The sequence below is a fragment of the Demequina litoralis genome, assembly GCF_030418455.1.
GTDB lineage: Bacteria > Actinomycetota > Actinomycetes > Actinomycetales > Demequinaceae > Demequina > Demequina litoralis.
The window spans coordinates 357096-375612 of record NZ_JAUHPW010000002.1 but is presented as its reverse complement, the minus strand read 5'-3'; the positions used below and the strand labels follow the sequence as shown (position 1 = coordinate 375612).

Below are 18517 nucleotides of genomic sequence, written 5' to 3'. Positions count from 1 at the left end.
TCGGCGGGCGCTGCTCCACGCACGCGGGCCCGGACCGGGCTGCTGCCAGGCATGTTCCCGTTCACATCGTGGAGTTCGTGTGGAGGAGCGCCTCACCGGCGTGGAGAGGTGAACGGGCACGACCCCCGGGGAGACTGTCCCCGGGGGCCGTCCGTATCGTCCCGTCAGCCGTCGAAGGCGATGGCCTGCAGGATGTCGAGCTTCGCCGCCCGCCGCGCGGGCCACACCGCGGCCAGCACGCCCGCGATCGCCGCGGAGATCGTGTAGACGAGCAGCCACACCCACGGGATGGTGATGGTGGTGAAGCCGAAGTCCTCGAGGGCCCGCACGAGCGCCGCGCCGAGGCCCACGCCCAGGATCATGCCGAGGATCGTGCCGAAGATGGCCATCACCATCGACTCGATGCGGATCATGCGGCGGATCGACCGGCGGCGCACGCCGACCGCGCGCAGCAGCCCGATCTCCCTGGTGCGCTCCGTCACCGACAGCAGCAGCGTGTTCGCGACGCCGAGCAGCGCGATGACGAGCGCCGCGCCGAGCATCGCCGAGATGATCCCGAGCAGCAGGTCGATGAACTGGTTCGCCAGCTGCTCGAACTCGCCCGGCGACTGCAGCACCACGAGCGGGTAGTCGACCGCGAGGGCCTCGAGGATCTGGTCCTGCGCCTCGGACGCGTCCACGCCGTCGTCGAGCACCACCATCGACTGCGCGAGGGGGTAGTCCCCGAGCAGCGCGCGGCCCGTCTCCTCGTCGATCCACACCTGGGCGTCGCCCTCGTTGAGGTACTCGCCCGTCACGGTGAGCGTGGTGCTGCCCTCGGGCCCCTCGACCGTCAGCTCGTCGCCGACCGCGTAGCCGGCCTCGACCATCGACGGGTCGATGAAGGCCCCGCCGTCCATCTGGTCGAAGTCGGGCTCGTTGTTGTAGTCGAACGCGAGGTCCGCGGTCTCGGGATCGATGATGCCGACGTTGGTGGTCTCGCCGTCGACGATCACGGTGCCGAGGCCGGTCGAGGTGACGTACGCGACGCCGTCCTCGCCCTCGATCACCTCGAGCGCGCCCTCCGGGATCGCGCCCTGCGACGTGAACACGAAGAAGTCGGCGTTGTTGCCCTTGAACTGCTCGGTCACGAGGGACTTCATCGACTCGGTGAACGTCGCGACGAGCGCGAGCAGCATCACGCCGATCATGAGCGCCGCCGCCGTGTTCGCGCTGCGGCGGGGCTCCCGGTGGATGTTGTTCGCGGCGAGCTTGCCGTCGACCCGGAAGATGCGGGTGAGCGTCGCCTTGAGCCCGTAGGCCAGCGGCACGAGCACCTGCGCCGCGAGCAGAGTCACGCCGATGATGAGCACCATCGCGCCCGCCCCGACGGGGATGTACGGCCTCTCGATGCCCAGGTACAGGCCCGCGACGATCGCGAGCGCGCCGAGCAGCGTGAGCGCACCGCCCACCACGTTGCGCAGCCGCAGCGGCTTCTTCGACTCCGTGGCGGACTCGCGCAGCGCCTCCATGGGGGAGATCGTCGAGGCGTGGATCGCGGGCATGATCGCCGCGACGATCGTCACCAGCGCGCCGAGCGAGTAGCCCCACACGACCGCGTCGAGCGGCAGCGTGACGGTGCCGAAGATGTCGCCCGAGAACGCCTCGACGAGGGTCGACAGGCCGAGCGCGCCGAGGTAGCCGAGCACGATGCCGATGGTCGCCGACACGACCGCGACGACGAGCGCCTCGAGCAGGATCATCGTGCGCAGCTGGCGCCCGGAGACCCCGATGGCGCGCAGCAGCCCGAACTCGCGGGTGCGCTGGGTGACGATGATGCGGAACGTGTTGACGATGATGTACGCGCCCACGAACAGCGCGATGAGCGCGAAGGCGATCGCGAAGATGTCGATGTACTGGAGCAGCTCGTCGAACTGCTCGGTCTGCTCGGCGGCCTTCGCCTCGCCCGTGATGGCGCGGGTGTCGGGCGGCAGGATCTCGCCGATCGCCTCCGCGACGGCGTCCTGGTCGGCGCCGTCCTCGACGATCACGCTGATCTGCTCGTAGCCGTCGTCGCCGTTGATCTCCGCGGAGCGCGCGTCGGTCATGTAGCCGAGCGTCGCGCCCTGGAGCGAGTTGGACTCGCCGAAGCGCACGAGGCCCACGAGCGTGAACTCCTCGACGCCGGCCTCGGTCGCGACGGACACGGTGTCGCCGATGGCATAGCCCAGGCGCGGCGCGGAGTCGAGGTCGAGCACGATCTCGTCGTCGGCCGCCGGACCCTCGCCCTCGACGAGGGTCGCCTGGTCGACCCGGGGGTCGCCCTCCCAGTTGAACAGCTGGCTCGGCGGGCCGCCGCCCGCCATGACGTCGTTCGTCGGCTCGAAGTCGGACGCGAGGACGCTGCCCATGACCTGGCGGCCGCCCGAGGCCGATGCGACGCCGTCCACGGCGGAGACGTCCTCGACGTCGGCCTGCGAGAAGAGCGACTCGGTCGCGGCGAACGGGTCCTCCTCGGCGGGGTCGGCGTCGGGGTCGGCCTCGACGATGACGTCGGTGCCGGCGTAGATCTCCTCGAAGAGCTTGGTGAAGCCTCCCGACAGGGCGTTGGTGAGCGTGAAGGTCGCGGCCGCGAGGGCCACGCCGAGCGCGACGGCGACCGCCGTGAGCACCAGCCTCTTGGGGTTGTGCTTGACGGACTTGACTGCGAGGCGGAACATCAGTGCCCCATCTGCTTCATGCGGTCGAGCACGCGGTCCGCGGTGGGCTCGCGCATCTCGTCCACGATGCGGCCGTCCGCGAGGAACAGCACGCGGTCCGAGTAGGACGCCGCGGTCGGGTCGTGGGTCACCATGACGATGGTCTGGCCGAACTCCTTGACCGCGCGGCGCATGAAGCCCAGCAGCTCGGCGCCGGAGCGAGAGTCGAGGTTGCCCGACGGCTCGTCCGCGAAGATCAGCTCGGGGCGCGCCACCAGGGCGCGGGCCACGGCGACGCGCTGCTGCTGCCCGCCGGACAGCTCGGCCGGCAGGTGCGTGAGGCGGTCGCCCAGGCCGAGGATCGCGATGATCTCCTCGAACCACTGCGGGTCGACGTCGCGGCCCGCGATGTCGAGCGGCAGGGTGATGTTCTCCCGCGCGCTGAGCGACGGGATGAGGTTGAAGGCCTGGAACACGAAGCCGATCTTGTCGCGGCGGACCTGCGTGATCTTGTCCTCGGACAGGCCGGTGATCTGCGTCTCGCCGATCCAGGACTCGCCGGCGGTGAGCCGGTCGAGGCCCGCGAGCGTGTGCAGCAGGGTGGACTTGCCGGAGCCCGAGGGCCCCATGATCGCCGTGAACTCCGACTGGGCGATGTCGACGTCGAGCCCGTCGAGCGCGCGGACCGCGGCGTCGCCGGACCCGTAGTCCTTGGTGCCGCCGCGCATCGACGCGGCGATCGTCACGGTGGGGCTGGTGGACATGGTTCCTCCTGAAGTCGATGCCTCGGTCAGTCTGGCGCGGCAGGCGCGCGGACGGCATCGTCCATGAGGACGGTTCCTGAGGGTCCGCCTCAGGGATGACCCTGCTAGGGCCGCGGCAGGACGATGCCGGAGTCGTACGCCTCGACCACGGCCTGGACGCGGTCGCGCACGCCGAGCTTGGTGAGGATGTGGCTCACGTGCGTCTTCACCGTGGTGGCGGACACGAACAGCTCGGCCGCGATCTCCTGGTTCGACAGCCCGCGCGCCATGAGCCGCAGGACCTCGACCTCGCGCTCCGACAGGTCGCCGACGGCCTCGGCGGACGGCTCCGCCTCCTCGACGGTGCCGGGCGACGTGCGGGCGAACTGCTCGATCACGCGTCGCGTCACCTCGGGGGCGAGCAGCGCCTCGCCGCCCGCGACGACGCGCACGGCGGCGACCAGCGCATCGCCCTCGACGCTCTTGAGCAGGAAGCCGGACGCGCCGGCCCGCAGCGCCTCGTAGACGTACTCGTCGTCGTCGAAGGTGGTGAGGATGACGATGCGCGTGCCGGGGTGGGCGGCGAGGACCTCGCGCGTCGCGCTGAGGCCGTCCATGCCGGGCATGCGCACGTCCATGAGGACCACGTCGGGCGCATGGTCGGCGACGATGCGGGCCGCGTCGACGCCGGACGTCGCCTCCGCGACGACCTCGACGTCGTCCTCGGACTCGAGGATCATCCGCAGGCCCACCCGCACCATCGCCTGGTCGTCCACCAGGGCCACCCGGATCATCGTCCGCCCTTCGTCGCGTTCGCGGGCCGCCGGCCCACCTGGTCGTCGCCGGACGGCAGCACCGCGCGCACCCGGAAGCCGCCCCCCGCACGGGGACCGTACTCCAGGGTGCCGCCGAGCGCGTGGACCCGCTCCGCCATGCCGCGCAGGCCGTGGCCGCCGCTCTGGCGCGCGGCATCCGAGATGACGCCGCGGCCGTCGTCCTCGACGAGCACCGTCACCTCGCTGGCCTGGCGCTCGACGCTGACCTGCGCCCGGGCGCCGGGACCGGCGTGCTTCATCGCGTTGGTGAGCGACTCCTGCACCACGCGGTAGGCGCTCAGCTCGACGCCGGCCGGCACGTGCGCGGTGCCCGAGATGCTGAGCTCGACCGGCAGTCCCGCGTCCTCCACCTGCTGGGCGAGGGCGGGGATGGCCGCGAGCGACGGCATCGGCTCGAGCTCCGCGGTCGCCCGGTCGCGGTCCGCCGTGTCGACGGCGTCCTGCTCGGTGGCCCGCAGCACGCCGATCATCCGCTGCATCTCGGTGAGCCCCGTGCGGCCGGAGACGGCGATGGTCTCGAGTGCCTGCGTCACGCGCGGGTCGCCGTCGCGGGCGAGGCGGCGGGCACCCTCGGCCTGCAGCGTCATCACCGTGATCTCGTGCGCCACCACGTCGTGCAGCTCGCGCGCGATCCGCGCGCGCTCGGCCCGCACCGCATCGGCGGCGATGACCCGCTGCGCCTGCTCGCGCCGCTCCTGCGCGAGCTCGAGCTCGGTGAGCCGCTCGCGGCGGCGGTAGTCGACGAAGCCGACCATCATGGGCACCACCACGGCCAGCACCACCGCGATGAGCGCGGTCCAGGGGACGTAGTCGGTGAGGGCGAGGCCCACCGTGGTCCACGCGAGCATGATCCCCAGCACGGCGCCGCCGTGCGCGATCGCCTGGCGGCGGGGCGTGTACGCGGCCACGCCGTACAGCGCGAGGTAGATCGCCAGGGAGGCGGGCGTGTCGGGGTATCCCAGGCCCACGCTGACGATCCACGGCACCAGCACCGCCCAGACGACGAGGCGCGGGTACCGCTGGCGCCACGCGAGCGGCGCCACCTGGAGCGCGAGCAGCGCGTAGCCGAACGTGTCGATGTCGCGGCCCCCGAGCTCGAAGCGCGCGCTCGCGTGCACCCCGATGAGCCCGAGCACCAGGAGCGACGCCGCGATCGCGACGTCGCCCCAGCGAGGGGGTTTGACGTCCATCCGGCCAGCGTAGGGCGCGCGGCCGGGCGCGGCATCGTCCGCGCGGACGACCGCCGCATCGTCCGTCAGGCCGCCGCATCGTCCTCGTCGTCGCGCCCCTTGCGCACGGTGACGTCCTGCGACGGCATCACGGCGGGGAGATCCGCGGGCGGGCCCAGGCGGTGCGGCCGGTCGTCGCGGTCGGCGGGTGCGGTGGCGGGCGCATCGTCCTCCGAGCTCAGGGCGGCGCGCGGCGCGGCGCCCGCGGCGGAGCCGGCGCCGAGGAGCAGGGCGCCGGCGGCGAGGACGGTGACGGCGAGGCGGGTGGGGGTGCGGTTCATGCGCCCAGCATGCGTGCGCGACCCTGGGAGCCCGCCGAGAGCCCGCTCAAGGGCGGCTGTCAGTTGTCGTCGTGGCGCGTCCAGCGGAAGGTCCGCACGGCGAGCACGAGCCCGACGATCACCCAGATCGTCAGCACGATCGCGGTCGCGGGGTGCTGCCACGAGCCGTTGACCTCGGCGGACTCGAAGCTCTCCGGGAGGAACACCGAGCGCATGCCCTGCGCGAGCCACTTCAGCGGGAAGATCGCGGCGACGTGCTGGAGGAACGTCGGGATCTGCGTGTAGACGAGGAAGACGCCCGAAGTGAACTGCAGGAACAGGACGATCGGCGTGATGATCGCCGAGCCGGCCTTCGCGTTGCGCAGCAGCGACGACATCGCGATGCCGAGCGTCGTCGACGCCGCGGTGCCGAGCAGGAACACCCACGTGAAGGTCCACCAGCCCGAGCCCGACGGCAGCGTCGCGTCGTACATCACGACGCCGATCGCGACGAGCGCGACGACCTGCACCACCGACACGACGACCACCTGCGCGACCTTCGCGGCGAAGAACGCCGTGGGCGGCAGCGGCGTGCCGTGGATGCGCTTGAGGACGTCCTCGTCGCGGTCGATCGCGATCGACATCGCGAGCGACTGGAAGCCGGTGTTGAGGATGCCGGAGGCGACCATGCCCGGCAGGAAGTACGCCGCGAACGTGACGCCCGGAGCGATCTCCTGCCCCCCGAACACCGACCCGAACAGCACGAGCAGCATCATCGGGAAGAAGAAGATGAAGACCATCTGCTCGCGGCTGCGGAGGAACTCCTTGAGCTCGACCACGAGGCGGCTGCGGGTCATCGAGCCCCATGTGGGCGCGGACGATGCGGTGGTGGCGGTCATGCCGAGGCCTCCTCGGTCTCGGGGGTGCCGTTCGCGGCGTGGTCGATGAGCTGGAGGTAGACGTCCTCGAGGGACGGGTGGACCACCTCGAGCCCCGTGATCTCGCCGTCGTGGCGCGCGAGCAGGTCGCGCAGGAGGGCGGTGGGCGTCGCGGTCTCCTCGACGTGCCTGGTGCCGCCCTCGGTCCAGGTGACGCGCGCGGCGGAGGCGCGCGAGCGCAGGCCGGCCGGGGTGTCGAGGGCGACCATGCGGCCCGCGGCGATGATGCCGATGCGGTCCGCGAGGTGATCGGCCTCGTCGAGGTAGTGGGTGGTGAGCAGGATCGTGGTGCCGTCGCCCCGCAGCCCGTCGATGAGGGTCCAGAACTGGCGGCGCGCCTCCGGGTCGAAGCCCGTGGTGGGCTCGTCGAGGAACACCAGCTCGGGCCGGCCGATCACCGCGAGCGCGACGTCGAGGCGGCGGCGCTGGCCGCCCGACAGGGTCGCGGGCTTCGCGCCGGCCTTCTCGGTGAGCCCCACGGCCTCGAGCGTCTCGTCCACGTCGCGCGGGTCGGGGTAGAGGCTGGCGGCGTAGCGCAGCGACTCGGCGGCGGTGAGGGCGCCGTGCTCCGACGTGCCCTGGAGCATCACGCCCACCCGCGTGCGCCAGTGCCGGGGAGCGTGCTGCGGATCCGACCCGAGCACGCTGACGTCGCCCGCGGTGCGCTTGCGGAAGCCCTCGAGGATCTCGACCGTGGTGGACTTGCCCGCGCCGTTGGGGCCGAGCAGCGCGAACACCTCGCCGCGCGGGATCTCGAGGTCGATGCCGTCGACGGCGTGCAGGTCGCCGTAGTGCTTGTGCAGGCCCGCGATGGAGATGGCCGGTTCGGTCATGGGTTCGAGCCTAACCAGCATCGTCCCAGGCTGCCTCGGCCAGAAGGCGGAAGGGGCGCATCGTCCACGCGGACGATGCGCCCCTTCCGGCCGCGCGCGAGCGGCGGCTACTGCGCGAGCAGCCTCTGGATGCGGGTGACGCCCTCGACGAGGTCGTCGTCGCCGAGCGCGTAGCTGAGGCGCAGGAATCCGGACGGGCCGAAGGCCTCGCCGGGGACCACGGCCACCTCGGCCTGCTCGAGGATCACGGTCGCGAGGTCCGCGCTCGACGTGATCTCGACGCCGCCGACGGTGCGGCCGATGAGGCCCTCGACCGACGGGTACGCGTAGAACGCGCCCTTGGGGGTGGGGCACACGACGCCGTCGATCGCGCGCAGCATCTCGACCATGGTGCGGCGGCGGCGGTCGAAGGCCGCGCGCATCTCGTGGACCTCGTCGAGCCCGCCCTCGAGGGCCGCGATGGCGGCGCGCTGCGACACGTTGGCGACGTTCGAGGTGAGGTGGCTCTGGAAGTTGGAGGCCGCCTTGGTGACGTCCGCGGGCGCGATCATCCAGCCCACGCGCCATCCGGTCATCGCATACGTCTTGGCGACGCCGTTGACCACGATGCACTGGTCGGCGAGCTCGGGCACGGCGCGGACGATCGGGGTGAAGACCGCGTCGTCGTACAGGAGGTGCTCGTAGATCTCGTCGGTGATGACCCAGATGCCGTGCTCGAGGGCCCACTCGCCGATGGCCCGGGTCTGCTCGGGGGAGTAGACGGCGCCGGTCGGGTTGGACGGGCTGCAGAACAGCAGCGCCTTGGTCTTGTCGGTGCGGGCGGCCTCGAGCTGCTCGACCGTGACGAGGTAGTCCTGGTCGGCGCCGGCGAAGACCTCGACCGGGGTACCGCCGGCGAGCGCGATCGCCTCGGGGTACGTGGTCCAGTACGGGGCGGGGAGGAGGACCTCGTCGCCCGGGTCGACGATGGCCGCGAAGGCCTGGAAAACGGCCTGCTTGCCGCCGTTGGTCACCACGACGTTGGCGGGATCGACCTCGTAGCCGGAGTCTCGCAGCGTCTTCGCGGCGATCGCCTTCTTGAGCTCGGGCAGCCCCGTCGCCGGGGTGTAGCGGTGGTTCTTGGGGTCGTGCACCGCGGCGGCGGCGGCGTCGACGATGAACTCCGGCGTGGGGAAGTCGGGCTCGCCCGCGCCGAACCCGATGACGGGGCGGCCGGCGGCCTTGAGGGCCTTCGCCTTGGAGTCGACGGCGAGGGTGGCGGACGGCGCGATGGCGCCGAGGCGGGCAGAGACGCGACGAGCAGGCTTCATGGACGTCATTGTTCCACCTGCCGTTCGATTCCCAATGACACGTGTGGCGGGTGTGACAGGTGCGGCTGTCGCGGGCGACGGTCACCCGAGCGCGCGCGCCTTGAGCGTCTCGTACTCGTCCGCGGTGATCGCGCCGGAGTCGAGCAACGCCTTCGCACGCGCGATCTCGGCGGAGGGCTGGCGCGTGAGCGCCTCGATGTCGGCATCGTCGTACATCAGGCTCCGCGTGTAGTCGACCTCCTCGGCGCGGTATCCGCGCGCCGCTGCCATGTCCCGCGCGGCCATGCCCCGCCCGCGTGCCAGGAGGTAGACGAGCGCGCCGAGGACCGGGACGCAGACCAGGAAGAGGGTCCACAGGATCTTGGCGAGGACGCCGATGCCCTCATCGCGCCACGCATCGATGACGAACTTGATGATGAGGAAGATGAACATGATCCAGATGGTCATCCACAGCGACCACCACAGGATGTTCAGGAAGTTCGCGAAGAAGTCCATGACGATGCCCCCTCTCGCCGGCGGCGCCGTGCTCGCCCGGCACCTTTCACGCTAGCCCCGCGGCACCCGGTGCGCCGGGGGGAGCGGGACGCCTGTCGACTCCCAATGACGCTTGTGACGCATGTGACCGCATGGGCCGGGTCGGGCCGGGTCAGGCGTGGGTGCCTCCTCCGCCCGTCGCCGCTCGCGGGCCCCCGCCATCCTTCGACGGCTGCGCCATCGACGAGGCGATGTCCCCGGTGTCCGCCCCGGACGCGGACGTCCCCCGGGCCGCAGGAGCGTGCGGCGTGAGAGGGCGACCCTCGCGACGCTGGAGCGGTGGATCCGGTCGGAGCGGTCAGCGCATTGGGCGGCTGTGCGCGCCGCGCTCAGCTGCTGCGGCTCGGTCTCACCGATCCGCAGCTGCTCGACGCCGTGCACTCCGGCTCGCTCGCGCGTCCGCACCGGGGGTGCTATGCGCTGCCGGACGCGTCGTTCGCGTCGGTGCGCGCGCGGGTCATGTCGGCGCAGCTCACCTGCGTCTCGGCGGCGGTGGTGCTGGACCTGCCCGCCCTCGTCCCGTCCGGTGGGCTCCATGTGGCGGTGCCGTGGGACCGCGGCATCGTGCAGGGGGACAGGCGTCTGAAGGTGCCGACCACGGTGCATCGCCTGCCCCGGGCCCTGCGCCACGGTGACGACGCGCTGTGCGTCGATGCGTTGACGCTCATCGACCACATGAGCGCCTGCACGGGGCTCGCCGCGCAGCTGGCCGTCGTCGACGCGGCGCTCAACCGGAGCCTCATCCGCCTCCAGGACGTGTGGACGATGACCGGCACGGCGCCGAGGCGGCGAGCGTGGCTCGTCGCGCACGCGGATCCGCTGTCGCAGTCGCCCGGCGAGACGCTCGCCCGGCTCGAGCTGCGCCAGGCGGGCTTCGCGGTCGTCTCGCAGGCGAGGATCGCGGGCGTCGGTCACGTCGACCTGCTGGTCGACGACCTCGTCGTCGTCGAGGTGGACGGGGAGAACTACCATTCGTCGCCCGAGGCGCAGGCGGAGGACGCGCGGCGTGACGCCGTCCTCGCCGCGGCGGGGATCCCGCGCATCCGGATCCCGTTCACGGCCGTGCGCGACGAGCCGGGCCGGGTGACCACGGAGGTGCGCGCGAAGCTCGCCGCCTACGGGCGCTCCCGCAGCGCCTGAAGCGGGTTCCCGGCACCACCGAGCGGCGGGCCGCGCACGACGCGACCCGTCCCCCTGCACCAGCCGATGCCGCCCGCGACGGCGCGACCCTGTTCCCACCTGTCACCCTTGTCATTGGCAATCGGAAGGGTCCGCTAGTCTGGTCCGGCGCACATGGCGGGCGGCGACGAGGCCGACCCAGGAGCACGGGTTCGACTTCCCGGCTCGAACCGCGTAACATGTGACGTCGGCGATTGACGTTCGTCAGGCTGGTCCGCGCCCTCGAGGCGGGGAGCACCGGACGGGTCGAGAGCCGCGGGGGCCCCAACCCCCGAAGGGCAGTGGCGCAATTGGTAGCGCACCGGTCTCCAAAACCGGCGGTTGTGGGTTCGAGTCCCGCCTGCCCTGCGTACGTGGGAATCTCCCGCGAGCGCAATCCAGAGAGAAGGACTTTTCGGTGAGCGAATCTGCCGTGACGGATTCCGGAGAGAAGGACCCGCGGCACGAGACGCGCGAGGGTCTGAACATCTTCGGACGCATCGCGCTGTTCGTGCGCCAGGTCGTCTCCGAGCTGCGACGTGTGGTCACCCCCACGCGCCAGGAGCTGATCCGTTACATCTGGATCGTTCTCGGCTTCGTGGCCGTGATGATGATCCTGGTGTTCGCGCTGGACCTGGTGTTCGGCTGGATCTCGGCGAAGGTGTTCGGCGGCTGACGCCGCCACAAGGGGAGTGAGCGATGAGCGACGACATGACTGACGAGACTGTGACGCCCGAGACCGACGGCCTGGAGCCCGAGGTCGCCGAGGCGACCCCCGCGGACGATGCGGCGGACGCCCCGATCGACGAGGCGCCGGCCGACCCGGTCGCCGAGTTCAAGGCGAAGCTGCGCACCCTCGAGGGCGACTGGTTCGTCGTGCACAGCTACTCGGGCCACGAGAAGCGCGTCAAGCAGGCCATCGAGCACCGCATCGAGAGCCTCCACATGGAGGACTACATCTTCGGCGTCGAGGTCCCCATGGAGGAGGTCGCCGAGATCAAGGGCGGCCAGCGCAAGCTCGTCACCCGTGTCCGGATGCCCGGATACGTCCTGGTGCGCATGTACCTCACGGACGAGTCCTGGGGCGCCGTGCGCAACACCCCCGGTGTGACCGGCTTCGTCGGCCACGCCCACAACCCCGTCCCGCTCACCACCGACGAGGTGTACTCGATGATGGCGCCCAAGGAGGTGGCCGAGGCGGCCGCAGCCGAGGAGACGTCCGCACCGAAGGCGCCCGTCGAGGTCGAGTTCGAGGTCGGCGAGTCGGTCACCGTCATCGACGGCCCGTTCGCGACCCTCCCGGGCACGATCTCCGAGATCTCGGCAGAGTCCCAGAAGCTCCACGTGCTCGTCTCCATCTTCGGCCGGGAGACCCCGGTCGAGCTGTCGTTCACGCAGGTCACCAAGATCTAGCTCGCGACAGCGAATCCGCGGCCGCCAAGCCGCACAGGCAACAAGATAAGGACCCAACAACATGGCACCCGCTAAGAAGAAGGTCACTGGACTGATCAAGCTTCAGATCCAGGCCGGCGCCGCCAACCCTGCCCCGCCGGTCGGTCCGGCGCTCGGTCAGCACGGCGTCAACATCATGGAGTTCTGCAAGGCGTACAACGCCGCGACCGAGTCGCAGCGTGGCAACGTCGTGCCCGTCGAGATCACCGTGTACGAGGACCGCTCGTTCACGTTCGTGCTCAAGACGCCTCCGGCCGCCGAGATGATCAAGAAGGCCGCCGGCGTCGCCAAGGGCTCGAGCACCCCGCACACCGCGAAGGTCGGCAACCTGACCGACGCCCAGGTGCGCGAGATCGCCGAGGCCAAGATGGCGGACCTCAACGCCAACGACATCGACGCCGCCGCGAAGATCATCGCCGGCACCGCCCGCTCCATGGGCATCACGGTCTCCTAAGGACCACCTCACCCCAGTGGGAGGGCCGCGCTGGCCCGCAACCACGCACTGCAAAGGAAGATCGCAGATGACCAAGCGCTCCAAGGCTTACCGCGACGCAGCCCAGCTCGTCGACCGCAGCCAGCTGTACTCGCCGCTCGAGGCGCTCCGCCTCGCGCAGAAGACGTCCTCGAAGAACACCGACTCGACCATCGACGTCGTGTTCAAGCTCGGCGTCGACCCGCGTCACGCGGACCAGATGGTCCGTTCCACCGTCATCCTGCCGAACGGCACCGGCAAGACCGCCAGGGTCCTGGTCTTCGCCAACGGTGACAAGGCAGAGGCCGCCCGCGAGGCGGGTGCCGACATCGTCGGTGGTGACGAGCTCATCGCCGAGGTCGCGGAGGGTCGCGCGGACTTCGACGCCGTCGTCGCCACCCCCGACCTCATGGGCAAGGTGGGTCGCCTGGGCCGCGTGCTCGGCCCCCGCGGCCTCATGCCGAACCCCAAGACGGGCACCGTGACGATGGACGTGGCGAAGGCCGTGTCCGACATCAAGGGCGGAAAGATCGAGTTCCGCGTCGACAAGCACGCCAACCTGCACACCGTGCTGGGCAAGGCGTCGTTCGGCGACGAGAAGCTGCTCGAGAACTACCAGGCCGTCATCGACGAGGTGCTCCGCGCCAAGCCGTCGGCCTCGAAGGGTCGTTACATCATCAAGGCCGCCATCTCCGCGACGCAGGGCCCGGGCATCCCGGTCGACGCGCTCGCGAAGGCCGAGGCGTAACACCCCCCGCCCCAGCTGGCATCAGAGTTCTCCCGCGCGCCGACCGGCGATCCCGGTCGGGACGCGGAGAAGGGCCGCCCACGCGGCGCCACAGCGCCCCAAGCGCGGCCCACCGGCCCGGTTCCCCTCAGGGGGAGCCGGGCCCTCTCGCTTCCCGGGGGACGATGCGCGGGTCGCGGTCGACTCCGCCCCCGCCGGCGCATCGTCCCGCCGGACGCGCGCGACCGATTTGCGGACGATGCGGCGGTCGCGTAGTATGGATGAGCCCAAGACCGCCGGTCGTCGGGCCCGGGTTCCCCGGGAACGACCGAAGCTCCGCTCATGCGGGGACCAGCGCAGGTGAAGCTGACAGCGCCGAGTGCGCGAACGTCTGGGCGGCCTCCGGGCCGCCCTTCCCGTTTGCGGACCAGGCCTCCCGGCCCCGCCTGCGCGGGGCCTTTCCCATGTCCGGGGCGGGTGCGGTGGTCATCCGAAGGAAGGACAAACATGGCGACGCCAGACAAGGTGAACGCTGTTGCGGAGATCGCGGACCAGTTCCGTGGCTCCTCGGCGGTGCTGATCACCGAGTACCGCGGCCTCTCCGTCCCGCAGCTCGCGAAGCTGCGCGGTGAGATCCGCGGCGCCGCGACCTACAAGGTCGCGAAGAACACTCTGACGGCGCTCGCGGCCAAGGACGCCGGCATCGAGGGTCTTGACGACCTTCTCGTCGGCCCCACGGCCATCGCGTTCGTCACCGGTGACCCGGTGGAGGCTGCGAAGGGTCTCAAGGCTTTTGCCAAGGAGAACGACAAGCTCGTCATCAAGGGCGGCGTTCTCGAGGGCAAGGTGATCTCTGCTGATGAGGTCAAGAAGCTGGCCGACCTCGAGTCCCGCGAGGTTCTGCTCGCCAAGGCTGCCGGCGCCATGAAGGCGTCGCTCTTTGGTGCTGCATACATGTTCCAGGCGCCGCTGGCTCAGGCCGCGCGCGCCGTCGACGCCCTGCGTGCGAAGCAGGAAGACGCGGCCTGACCCAGGCTGCACCCCACTACACACATCTGCTTCACGCAGGCAAGAGAGAAGGAAGTCATCATGGCTAAGCTCACCACCGAGGAGCTCATCGAGCAGTTCAAGGAGCTCTCGCTCATCGAGCTCTCGGAGTTCGTGAAGGCGTTCGAGGAGACCTTCGAGGTCACCGCCGCCGCTCCGGTCGCCGTTGCCGCTGCCCCCGCCGCCGGCGGCGAGGCCGCTGCCGAGGTCGAGGAGAAGGACGAGTTCGACGTCATCCTCGCCGCGGTCGGCGACAAGAAGATCCAGGTCATCAAGGAGGTGCGCGCGCTCACGTCGCTCGGCCTCGGTGAGGCCAAGGCGCTCGTGGACGAGGCCCCCAAGGCCATCCTCGAGGGCGCGAAGAAGGACGACGCCGAGAAGGCCAAGGCTCAGCTCGAGGCCGCCGGCGCGACCGTCGAGCTCAAGTAAGCTCGCTTCGGCATAGCCGCACTTCTGAACGGGGTCGGGTCCGCAAGGGCCCGGCCCCGTTCTGCCGTGTCCGGGGGAGCGCGCGGCGGCACGATGCGTCGGTACGGTCGCATTTCGGGCACGAGCGGCGTGTCGGCTGGCGCCCGGCGTGGCGGACTGGACAATCCTTGCGCGCGCCTGTAGTCTGACGACTTGCGCTGTCTATCGCCCTGCCCTCATATGCCTACCCGCTGTGCGTCCGCTTGTAGCGGCATTCGCCCCGGGATCCGGTGGAGCCGCGGCTAGGCATCGTGGTCACGCACGATCATAAAGGGAAGGAACCACCCTTGGCTGCCTCGCGCACCGATTCCGCCGTCTCCAACCGTTCCGCATCGCGCCGTATCTCCTTCGCACAGATCCAGGACCCCATCGAGGTCCCGAACCTTATCGGTCTCCAGACCGAGAGCTTCGACTGGCTTCTGGGCAACACCGCGTGGCAGGCCCGTGTGGCCGCCGCCAAGGAGAGCGGCCGGAACGACGTCCCGGAGGTGGCAGGCCTCCAGGAGATCTTCGAGGAGATCTCTCCCATCGAGGACTTCGGACAGACCATGTCGCTGTCCTTCTCGGACCCCTACTTCGAGGAGCCCCGGTACACGCCGGAGGAGTGCAAGGAGAAGGACTTCACCTACTCCGCGCAGCTCTTCGTCACCGCGGAGTTCATGAACAACACCACCGGTGAGATCAAGTCCCAGACGGTGTTCATGGGCGACTTCCCGCTCATGAGCAGCCAGGGCACGTTCATCGTCAACGGCACCGAGCGCGTCGTCGTCTCGCAGCTCGTCCGTTCGCCCGGCGTCTACTTCGAGCGCACCCCCGACAAGACGTCCGACAAGGACATCTTCACCGCCAAGGTGATCCCGTCGCGCGGCGCGTGGCTCGAGTTCGAGATCGACAAGCGCGACGCCGTCGGCGTGCGCGTCGACCGCAAGCGCAAGCAGCCCGTCACGCTGTTCCTCAAGGCCCTCGGCATGTCCGAGGAGGAGATCGCCGAGCAGTTCGCCGACTTCCCGGCCGTCCTCGAGACCCTCGCCAAGGACACCGTCCACGGCCACGAGGAGGCGCTCGTCGACCTCTACCGCAAGCTGCGTCCGGGCGAGCCGCCGACCGTCGAGGCCGGCCAGAACCTGCTCGACAACTTCTACTTCAACCCCAAGCGCTACGACCTCGCCAAGGTGGGCCGCTTCAAGCTCGACAAGAAGCTCGGCCTGTCGAAGGAGCTCGGCGACTCGGTGCTCGGCCTCGACGACATCGTCGCGACCATCAAGTACATCGCCGCCGCGCACGCCGGCATGGCGTCGATCGAGGGTGCCGACGGCGAGGTGCGCGTCGAGACCGACGACATCGACCACTTCGGCAACCGTCGCATCCGCGCCGTGGGCGAGCTCATCCAGAACCAGATCCGCACCGGCCTGTCGCGCATGGAGCGCGTGGTCCGCGAGCGCATGACCACGCAGGACGTCGAGGCGATCACGCCTCAGACGCTCATCAACACGCGTCCGGTCGTCGCCGCGATCCGCGAGTTCTTCGGCACGTCGCAGCTGTCGCAGTTCATGGACCAGAACAACCCGCTCGCGGGCCTCACCCACAAGCGCCGCCTCTCGGCGCTCGGCCCCGGCGGCCTCTCGCGCGACCGCGCGGGCATGGAGGTCCGTGACGTCCACGCCTCGCACTACGGCCGCATGTGCCCGATCGAGACCCCTGAGGGCCCGAACATCGGCCTCATCGGCTCGCTCGCGTCCTTCGGCCGCATCAACCCGCTCGGCTTCGTCGAGACCCCGTACCGCAAGGTCGTCAAGGGTGTCGTCACCGACCAGGTCGACTACCTGACCGCGGACGACGAGGACCACTACGTCATCGCGCAGGCGAACGCCGGCATCGAGGAGGACGGCCGCTTCTCCGAGGAGCGCGTGCTCGTCCGAGGCAAGGGCGGCGAGGTCGAGTTCGTGGCCCGCGAGGCCGTCGACTACATGGACGTGTCCCCGCGCCAGATGGTGTCGGTCGGCACGGCCCTCATCCCGTTCCTCGAGCACGACGACGCGAACCGCGCGCTCATGGGTGCGAACATGCAGCGCCAGGCGGTGCCGCTGGTCCGCTCCGAGGCGCCGCTCGTCGGCACCGGCATGGAGCGTCGCGCCGCGATCGACGCCGGCGACGTGGTCGTCGCGTCGAAGGAGGGCGTGGTCACCGAGGTGAGCTCGGACCTCGTCACCGTGGCGAACGACGACGGCACCACCGGCTCGTACCGCATCGCGAAGTTCCAGCGTTCGAACCAGGGCACCTCGTACAACCAGCGCGTCGTGGTCGAGGAGGGTGACCGCGTCGTCGTCGGCTCGGTCATCGCCGACGGCCCCGCGACCGACCAGGGCGACCTGGCGCTCGGCAAGAACCTCCTCGTGGCGTTCATGTGCTGGGAGGGCCACAACTACGAGGACGCGATCATCCTGTCGCAGCGCCTCGTGCAGGACGACGTCCTCTCCTCGATCCACATCGAGGAGCACGAGGTCGACGCCCGCGACACGAAGCTCGGCCCCGAGGAGATCACCCGCGACATCCCGAACGCCTCGGAGGAGGCGCTCGCCGACCTCGACGAGCGCGGCATCATCCGTATCGGCGCCGAGGTGCGTGCGGGCGACATCCTCGTCGGCAAGGTCACGCCGAAGGGCGAGACCGAGCTGACCCCGGAGGAGCGCCTCCTGCGCGCGATCTTCGGCGAGAAGGCCCGCGAGGTGCGCGACACGTCCCTCAAGGTGCCCCACGGCGAGTCGGGCACCGTCATCGGCGTCCGCGTCTTCACGGAGGAGGACGGCGACGACCTTCCCGCGGGCGTCAACCAGCTGGTGCGCGTCTACATCGCGCAGCGCCGCAAGATCCAGGAGGGCGACAAGCTCGCCGGCCGCCACGGCAACAAGGGCGTCATCTCGACGATCCTGCCGGTCGAGGACATGCCGTTCCTCGAGGACGGCACGCCGGTCGACGTCATCCTCAACCCGCTCGGTGTGCCCGGCCGTATGAACGTCGGCCAGGTGCTCGAGACCCACACGGGCTGGATCGCCAAGCACGGCTGGGACGCCACCGGTGCCGAGGGGGAGTGGACCAAGAACCTCCCCGCGAACGCCGTCACGTCGGAGCCGGGCACCCCGGTCGCGACGCCGGTGTTCGACGGCCTGCGCGAGGACGTCCTCGGCGGCCTCCGCACGGTGGTGAACCCCAACCGTGACGGCGTGCGCCTCGTCAACCAGGAGGGCAAGGCCCGCCTGTTCGACGGCCGTACCGGCGAGCCGTTCCCGGAGCCGATCGCGGTGGGCTACAAGTACATCCTCAAGCTCCACCACCTGGTCGACGACAAGATCCACGCCCGCTCGACGGGTCCGTACTCGATGATCACGCAGCAGCCGCTGGGCGGTAAGGCCCAGTTCGGCGGCCAGCGCTTCGGCGAGATGGAGGTGTGGGCCCTCGAGGCGTACGGCGCCGCCTACGCGCTCCAGGAGCTGCTCACCATCAAGTCGGACGACGTCACGGGCCGCGTGAAGGTCTACGAGGCGATCGTGAAGGGCCAGAACATCCCGGAGCCGGGCCTGCCCGAGTCCTTCCGCGTCCTCATGAAGGAGATGCAGTCGCTCTGCCTCAACGTCGAGGTCCTCAACCACGAGGGCCACGTCATCGAGATGCGCGAGACCGACGACGACGCCTACCAGGCCGCCGAGTCGCTGGGCATCTCCCTGTCCAGCCGCCCCGATGCCTCGAGCGTCGACGAGATCTAAGAGCCCCGAGCTCACTCCATACAGAACAAGTTTTGGTGCCGGCGTCCAGCCGGCAGTAAGGAAGTAGAACC

17 protein-coding genes and 1 tRNA gene are annotated in these 18517 nt (G+C 70.3%); 9 read left to right on the top strand and 9 right to left on the bottom strand.

Features of this window, described 5'->3' with window-relative positions; all coding sequences use genetic code 11:
• Positions 1-164: 164 nt before the first annotated feature.
• The 9 genes from QQX09_RS04440 to QQX09_RS04400 all read right to left on the bottom strand — a co-directional run bounded on the left by QQX09_RS04440 (position 165) and on the right by QQX09_RS04400 (position 9322).
• Positions 165-2699, bottom strand: coding sequence for an ABC transporter permease (locus QQX09_RS04440; protein WP_301131552.1), 2535 nt, complete (start codon positions 2697-2699; stop codon positions 165-167).
• Positions 2699-3442 (bottom strand): ABC transporter ATP-binding protein, encoded by a 744-nt coding sequence (locus tag QQX09_RS04435; RefSeq protein ID WP_301131551.1) that lies wholly within the window; start codon positions 3440-3442, stop codon positions 2699-2701. Before QQX09_RS04435 ends, QQX09_RS04440 begins: the two co-directional genes overlap by 1 nt.
• 104 nt (positions 3443-3546) lie before the next feature.
• Positions 3547-4215, bottom strand: coding sequence for a response regulator transcription factor (locus tag QQX09_RS04430; protein ID WP_301131550.1), 669 nt, complete (start codon positions 4213-4215; stop codon positions 3547-3549).
• Positions 4212-5447: a sensor histidine kinase gene (locus QQX09_RS04425; protein ID WP_301131549.1), complete on the bottom strand. Its 1236-nt coding sequence runs from the start codon at positions 5445-5447 to the stop codon at positions 4212-4214. Before QQX09_RS04425 ends, QQX09_RS04430 begins: the two co-directional genes overlap by 4 nt.
• A gap of 65 nt (positions 5448-5512) precedes the next feature.
• Complete coding sequence (locus QQX09_RS04420) at positions 5513-5767, bottom strand: hypothetical protein (RefSeq protein WP_301131548.1); 255 nt, start codon at positions 5765-5767, stop codon at positions 5513-5515.
• A 59-nt stretch (positions 5768-5826) separates the two neighbouring features.
• The gene (locus QQX09_RS04415; RefSeq protein ID WP_301131547.1) at positions 5827-6645 is read right to left on the bottom strand and encodes an ABC transporter permease; all 819 of its coding nucleotides are present in this window, start codon (positions 6643-6645) and stop codon (positions 5827-5829) included.
• Complete coding sequence (locus QQX09_RS04410) at positions 6642-7517, bottom strand: ABC transporter ATP-binding protein (protein ID WP_301131546.1); 876 nt, start codon at positions 7515-7517, stop codon at positions 6642-6644. The genes QQX09_RS04415 and QQX09_RS04410 overlap by 4 nt, the downstream gene beginning before the upstream one ends.
• Before the next feature lie 107 nt (positions 7518-7624).
• On the bottom strand, positions 7625-8827 hold the full coding sequence (locus QQX09_RS04405) for a pyridoxal phosphate-dependent aminotransferase (RefSeq protein WP_301131545.1): 1203 nt from the start codon (positions 8825-8827) through the stop codon (positions 7625-7627).
• A gap of 81 nt (positions 8828-8908) precedes the next feature.
• Complete coding sequence (locus QQX09_RS04400; protein ID WP_301131544.1) at positions 8909-9322, bottom strand: SHOCT domain-containing protein; 414 nt, start codon at positions 9320-9322, stop codon at positions 8909-8911.
• A 318-nt stretch (positions 9323-9640) separates the two neighbouring features.
• On the opposite strand from QQX09_RS04400, the gene QQX09_RS04395 reads away from it, so the two are divergent.
• From QQX09_RS04395 to rpoB, 9 genes are all read left to right on the top strand, one after another.
• Positions 9641-10501 (top strand): type IV toxin-antitoxin system AbiEi family antitoxin domain-containing protein, encoded by an 861-nt coding sequence (locus QQX09_RS04395; protein ID WP_301131543.1) that lies wholly within the window; start codon positions 9641-9643, stop codon positions 10499-10501.
• Between the two features lie 314 nt (positions 10502-10815).
• Positions 10816-10888, top strand: a tRNA-Trp gene (locus tag QQX09_RS04390).
• 49 nt (positions 10889-10937) lie between these two features.
• Positions 10938-11195: a preprotein translocase subunit SecE gene (gene secE, locus QQX09_RS04385; protein ID WP_301131542.1), complete on the top strand. Its 258-nt coding sequence runs from the start codon at positions 10938-10940 to the stop codon at positions 11193-11195.
• Between the two features lie 35 nt (positions 11196-11230).
• Complete coding sequence (gene nusG, locus QQX09_RS04380) at positions 11231-11932, top strand: transcription termination/antitermination protein NusG (RefSeq protein WP_367307543.1); 702 nt, start codon at positions 11231-11233, stop codon at positions 11930-11932.
• Positions 11933-11993: 61 nt separating this feature from the next.
• Positions 11994-12425 (top strand): 50S ribosomal protein L11, encoded by a 432-nt coding sequence (gene rplK, locus QQX09_RS04375; RefSeq protein WP_301131540.1) that lies wholly within the window; start codon positions 11994-11996, stop codon positions 12423-12425.
• Between the two features lie 67 nt (positions 12426-12492).
• On the top strand, positions 12493-13191 hold the full coding sequence (rplA, locus tag QQX09_RS04370) for a 50S ribosomal protein L1 (protein ID WP_301131539.1): 699 nt from the start codon (positions 12493-12495) through the stop codon (positions 13189-13191).
• Between the two features lie 486 nt (positions 13192-13677).
• A complete protein-coding gene (rplJ, locus tag QQX09_RS04365) occupies positions 13678-14199 on the top strand; it encodes a 50S ribosomal protein L10 (protein WP_301131538.1) in 522 nt (173 codons plus the stop codon).
• 60 nt (positions 14200-14259) lie between these two features.
• Positions 14260-14646, top strand: coding sequence for a 50S ribosomal protein L7/L12 (gene rplL / locus QQX09_RS04360; RefSeq protein WP_062298262.1), 387 nt, complete (start codon positions 14260-14262; stop codon positions 14644-14646).
• A 326-nt stretch (positions 14647-14972) separates the two neighbouring features.
• A complete protein-coding gene (rpoB, locus tag QQX09_RS04355; RefSeq protein WP_301131537.1) occupies positions 14973-18446 on the top strand; it encodes a DNA-directed RNA polymerase subunit beta in 3474 nt (1157 codons plus the stop codon).
• Positions 18447-18517 lie beyond the last annotated feature (71 nt).

Bases quoted from the DNA above. Each gene is read 5' to 3' on its own strand.
- QQX09_RS04420 (WP_301131548.1), bottom strand. From the start codon at position 5,767: ATGAACCGCACCCCCACCCGCCTCGCCGTCACCGTCCTCGCCGCCGGC.
- QQX09_RS04415 (WP_301131547.1), bottom strand. From the start codon at position 6,645: ATGACCGCCACCACCGCATCGTCCGCGCCCACATGGGGCTCGATGACC.
- QQX09_RS04425 (WP_301131549.1), bottom strand. From the start codon at position 5,447: ATGGACGTCAAACCCCCTCGCTGGGGCGACGTCGCGATCGCGGCGTCG.
- rplJ (WP_301131538.1), top strand. From the start codon at position 13,678: ATGGCGACGCCAGACAAGGTGAACGCTGTTGCGGAGATCGCGGACCAG.
- QQX09_RS04405 (WP_301131545.1), bottom strand. From the start codon at position 8,827: ATGAAGCCTGCTCGTCGCGTCTCTGCCCGCCTCGGCGCCATCGCGCCG.
- rplL (WP_062298262.1), top strand. From the start codon at position 14,260: ATGGCTAAGCTCACCACCGAGGAGCTCATCGAGCAGTTCAAGGAGCTC.
- rplA (WP_301131539.1), top strand. From the start codon at position 12,493: ATGACCAAGCGCTCCAAGGCTTACCGCGACGCAGCCCAGCTCGTCGAC.
- QQX09_RS04400 (WP_301131544.1), bottom strand. From the start codon at position 9,322: ATGGACTTCTTCGCGAACTTCCTGAACATCCTGTGGTGGTCGCTGTGG.
- QQX09_RS04435 (WP_301131551.1), bottom strand. From the start codon at position 3,442: ATGTCCACCAGCCCCACCGTGACGATCGCCGCGTCGATGCGCGGCGGC.
- rplK (WP_301131540.1), top strand. From the start codon at position 11,994: ATGGCACCCGCTAAGAAGAAGGTCACTGGACTGATCAAGCTTCAGATC.
- QQX09_RS04430 (WP_301131550.1), bottom strand. From the start codon at position 4,215: ATGATCCGGGTGGCCCTGGTGGACGACCAGGCGATGGTGCGGGTGGGC.
- QQX09_RS04440 (WP_301131552.1), bottom strand. From the start codon at position 2,699: ATGTTCCGCCTCGCAGTCAAGTCCGTCAAGCACAACCCCAAGAGGCTG.
- QQX09_RS04410 (WP_301131546.1), bottom strand. From the start codon at position 7,517: ATGACCGAACCGGCCATCTCCATCGCGGGCCTGCACAAGCACTACGGC.
- nusG (WP_367307543.1), top strand. From the start codon at position 11,231: ATGACTGACGAGACTGTGACGCCCGAGACCGACGGCCTGGAGCCCGAG.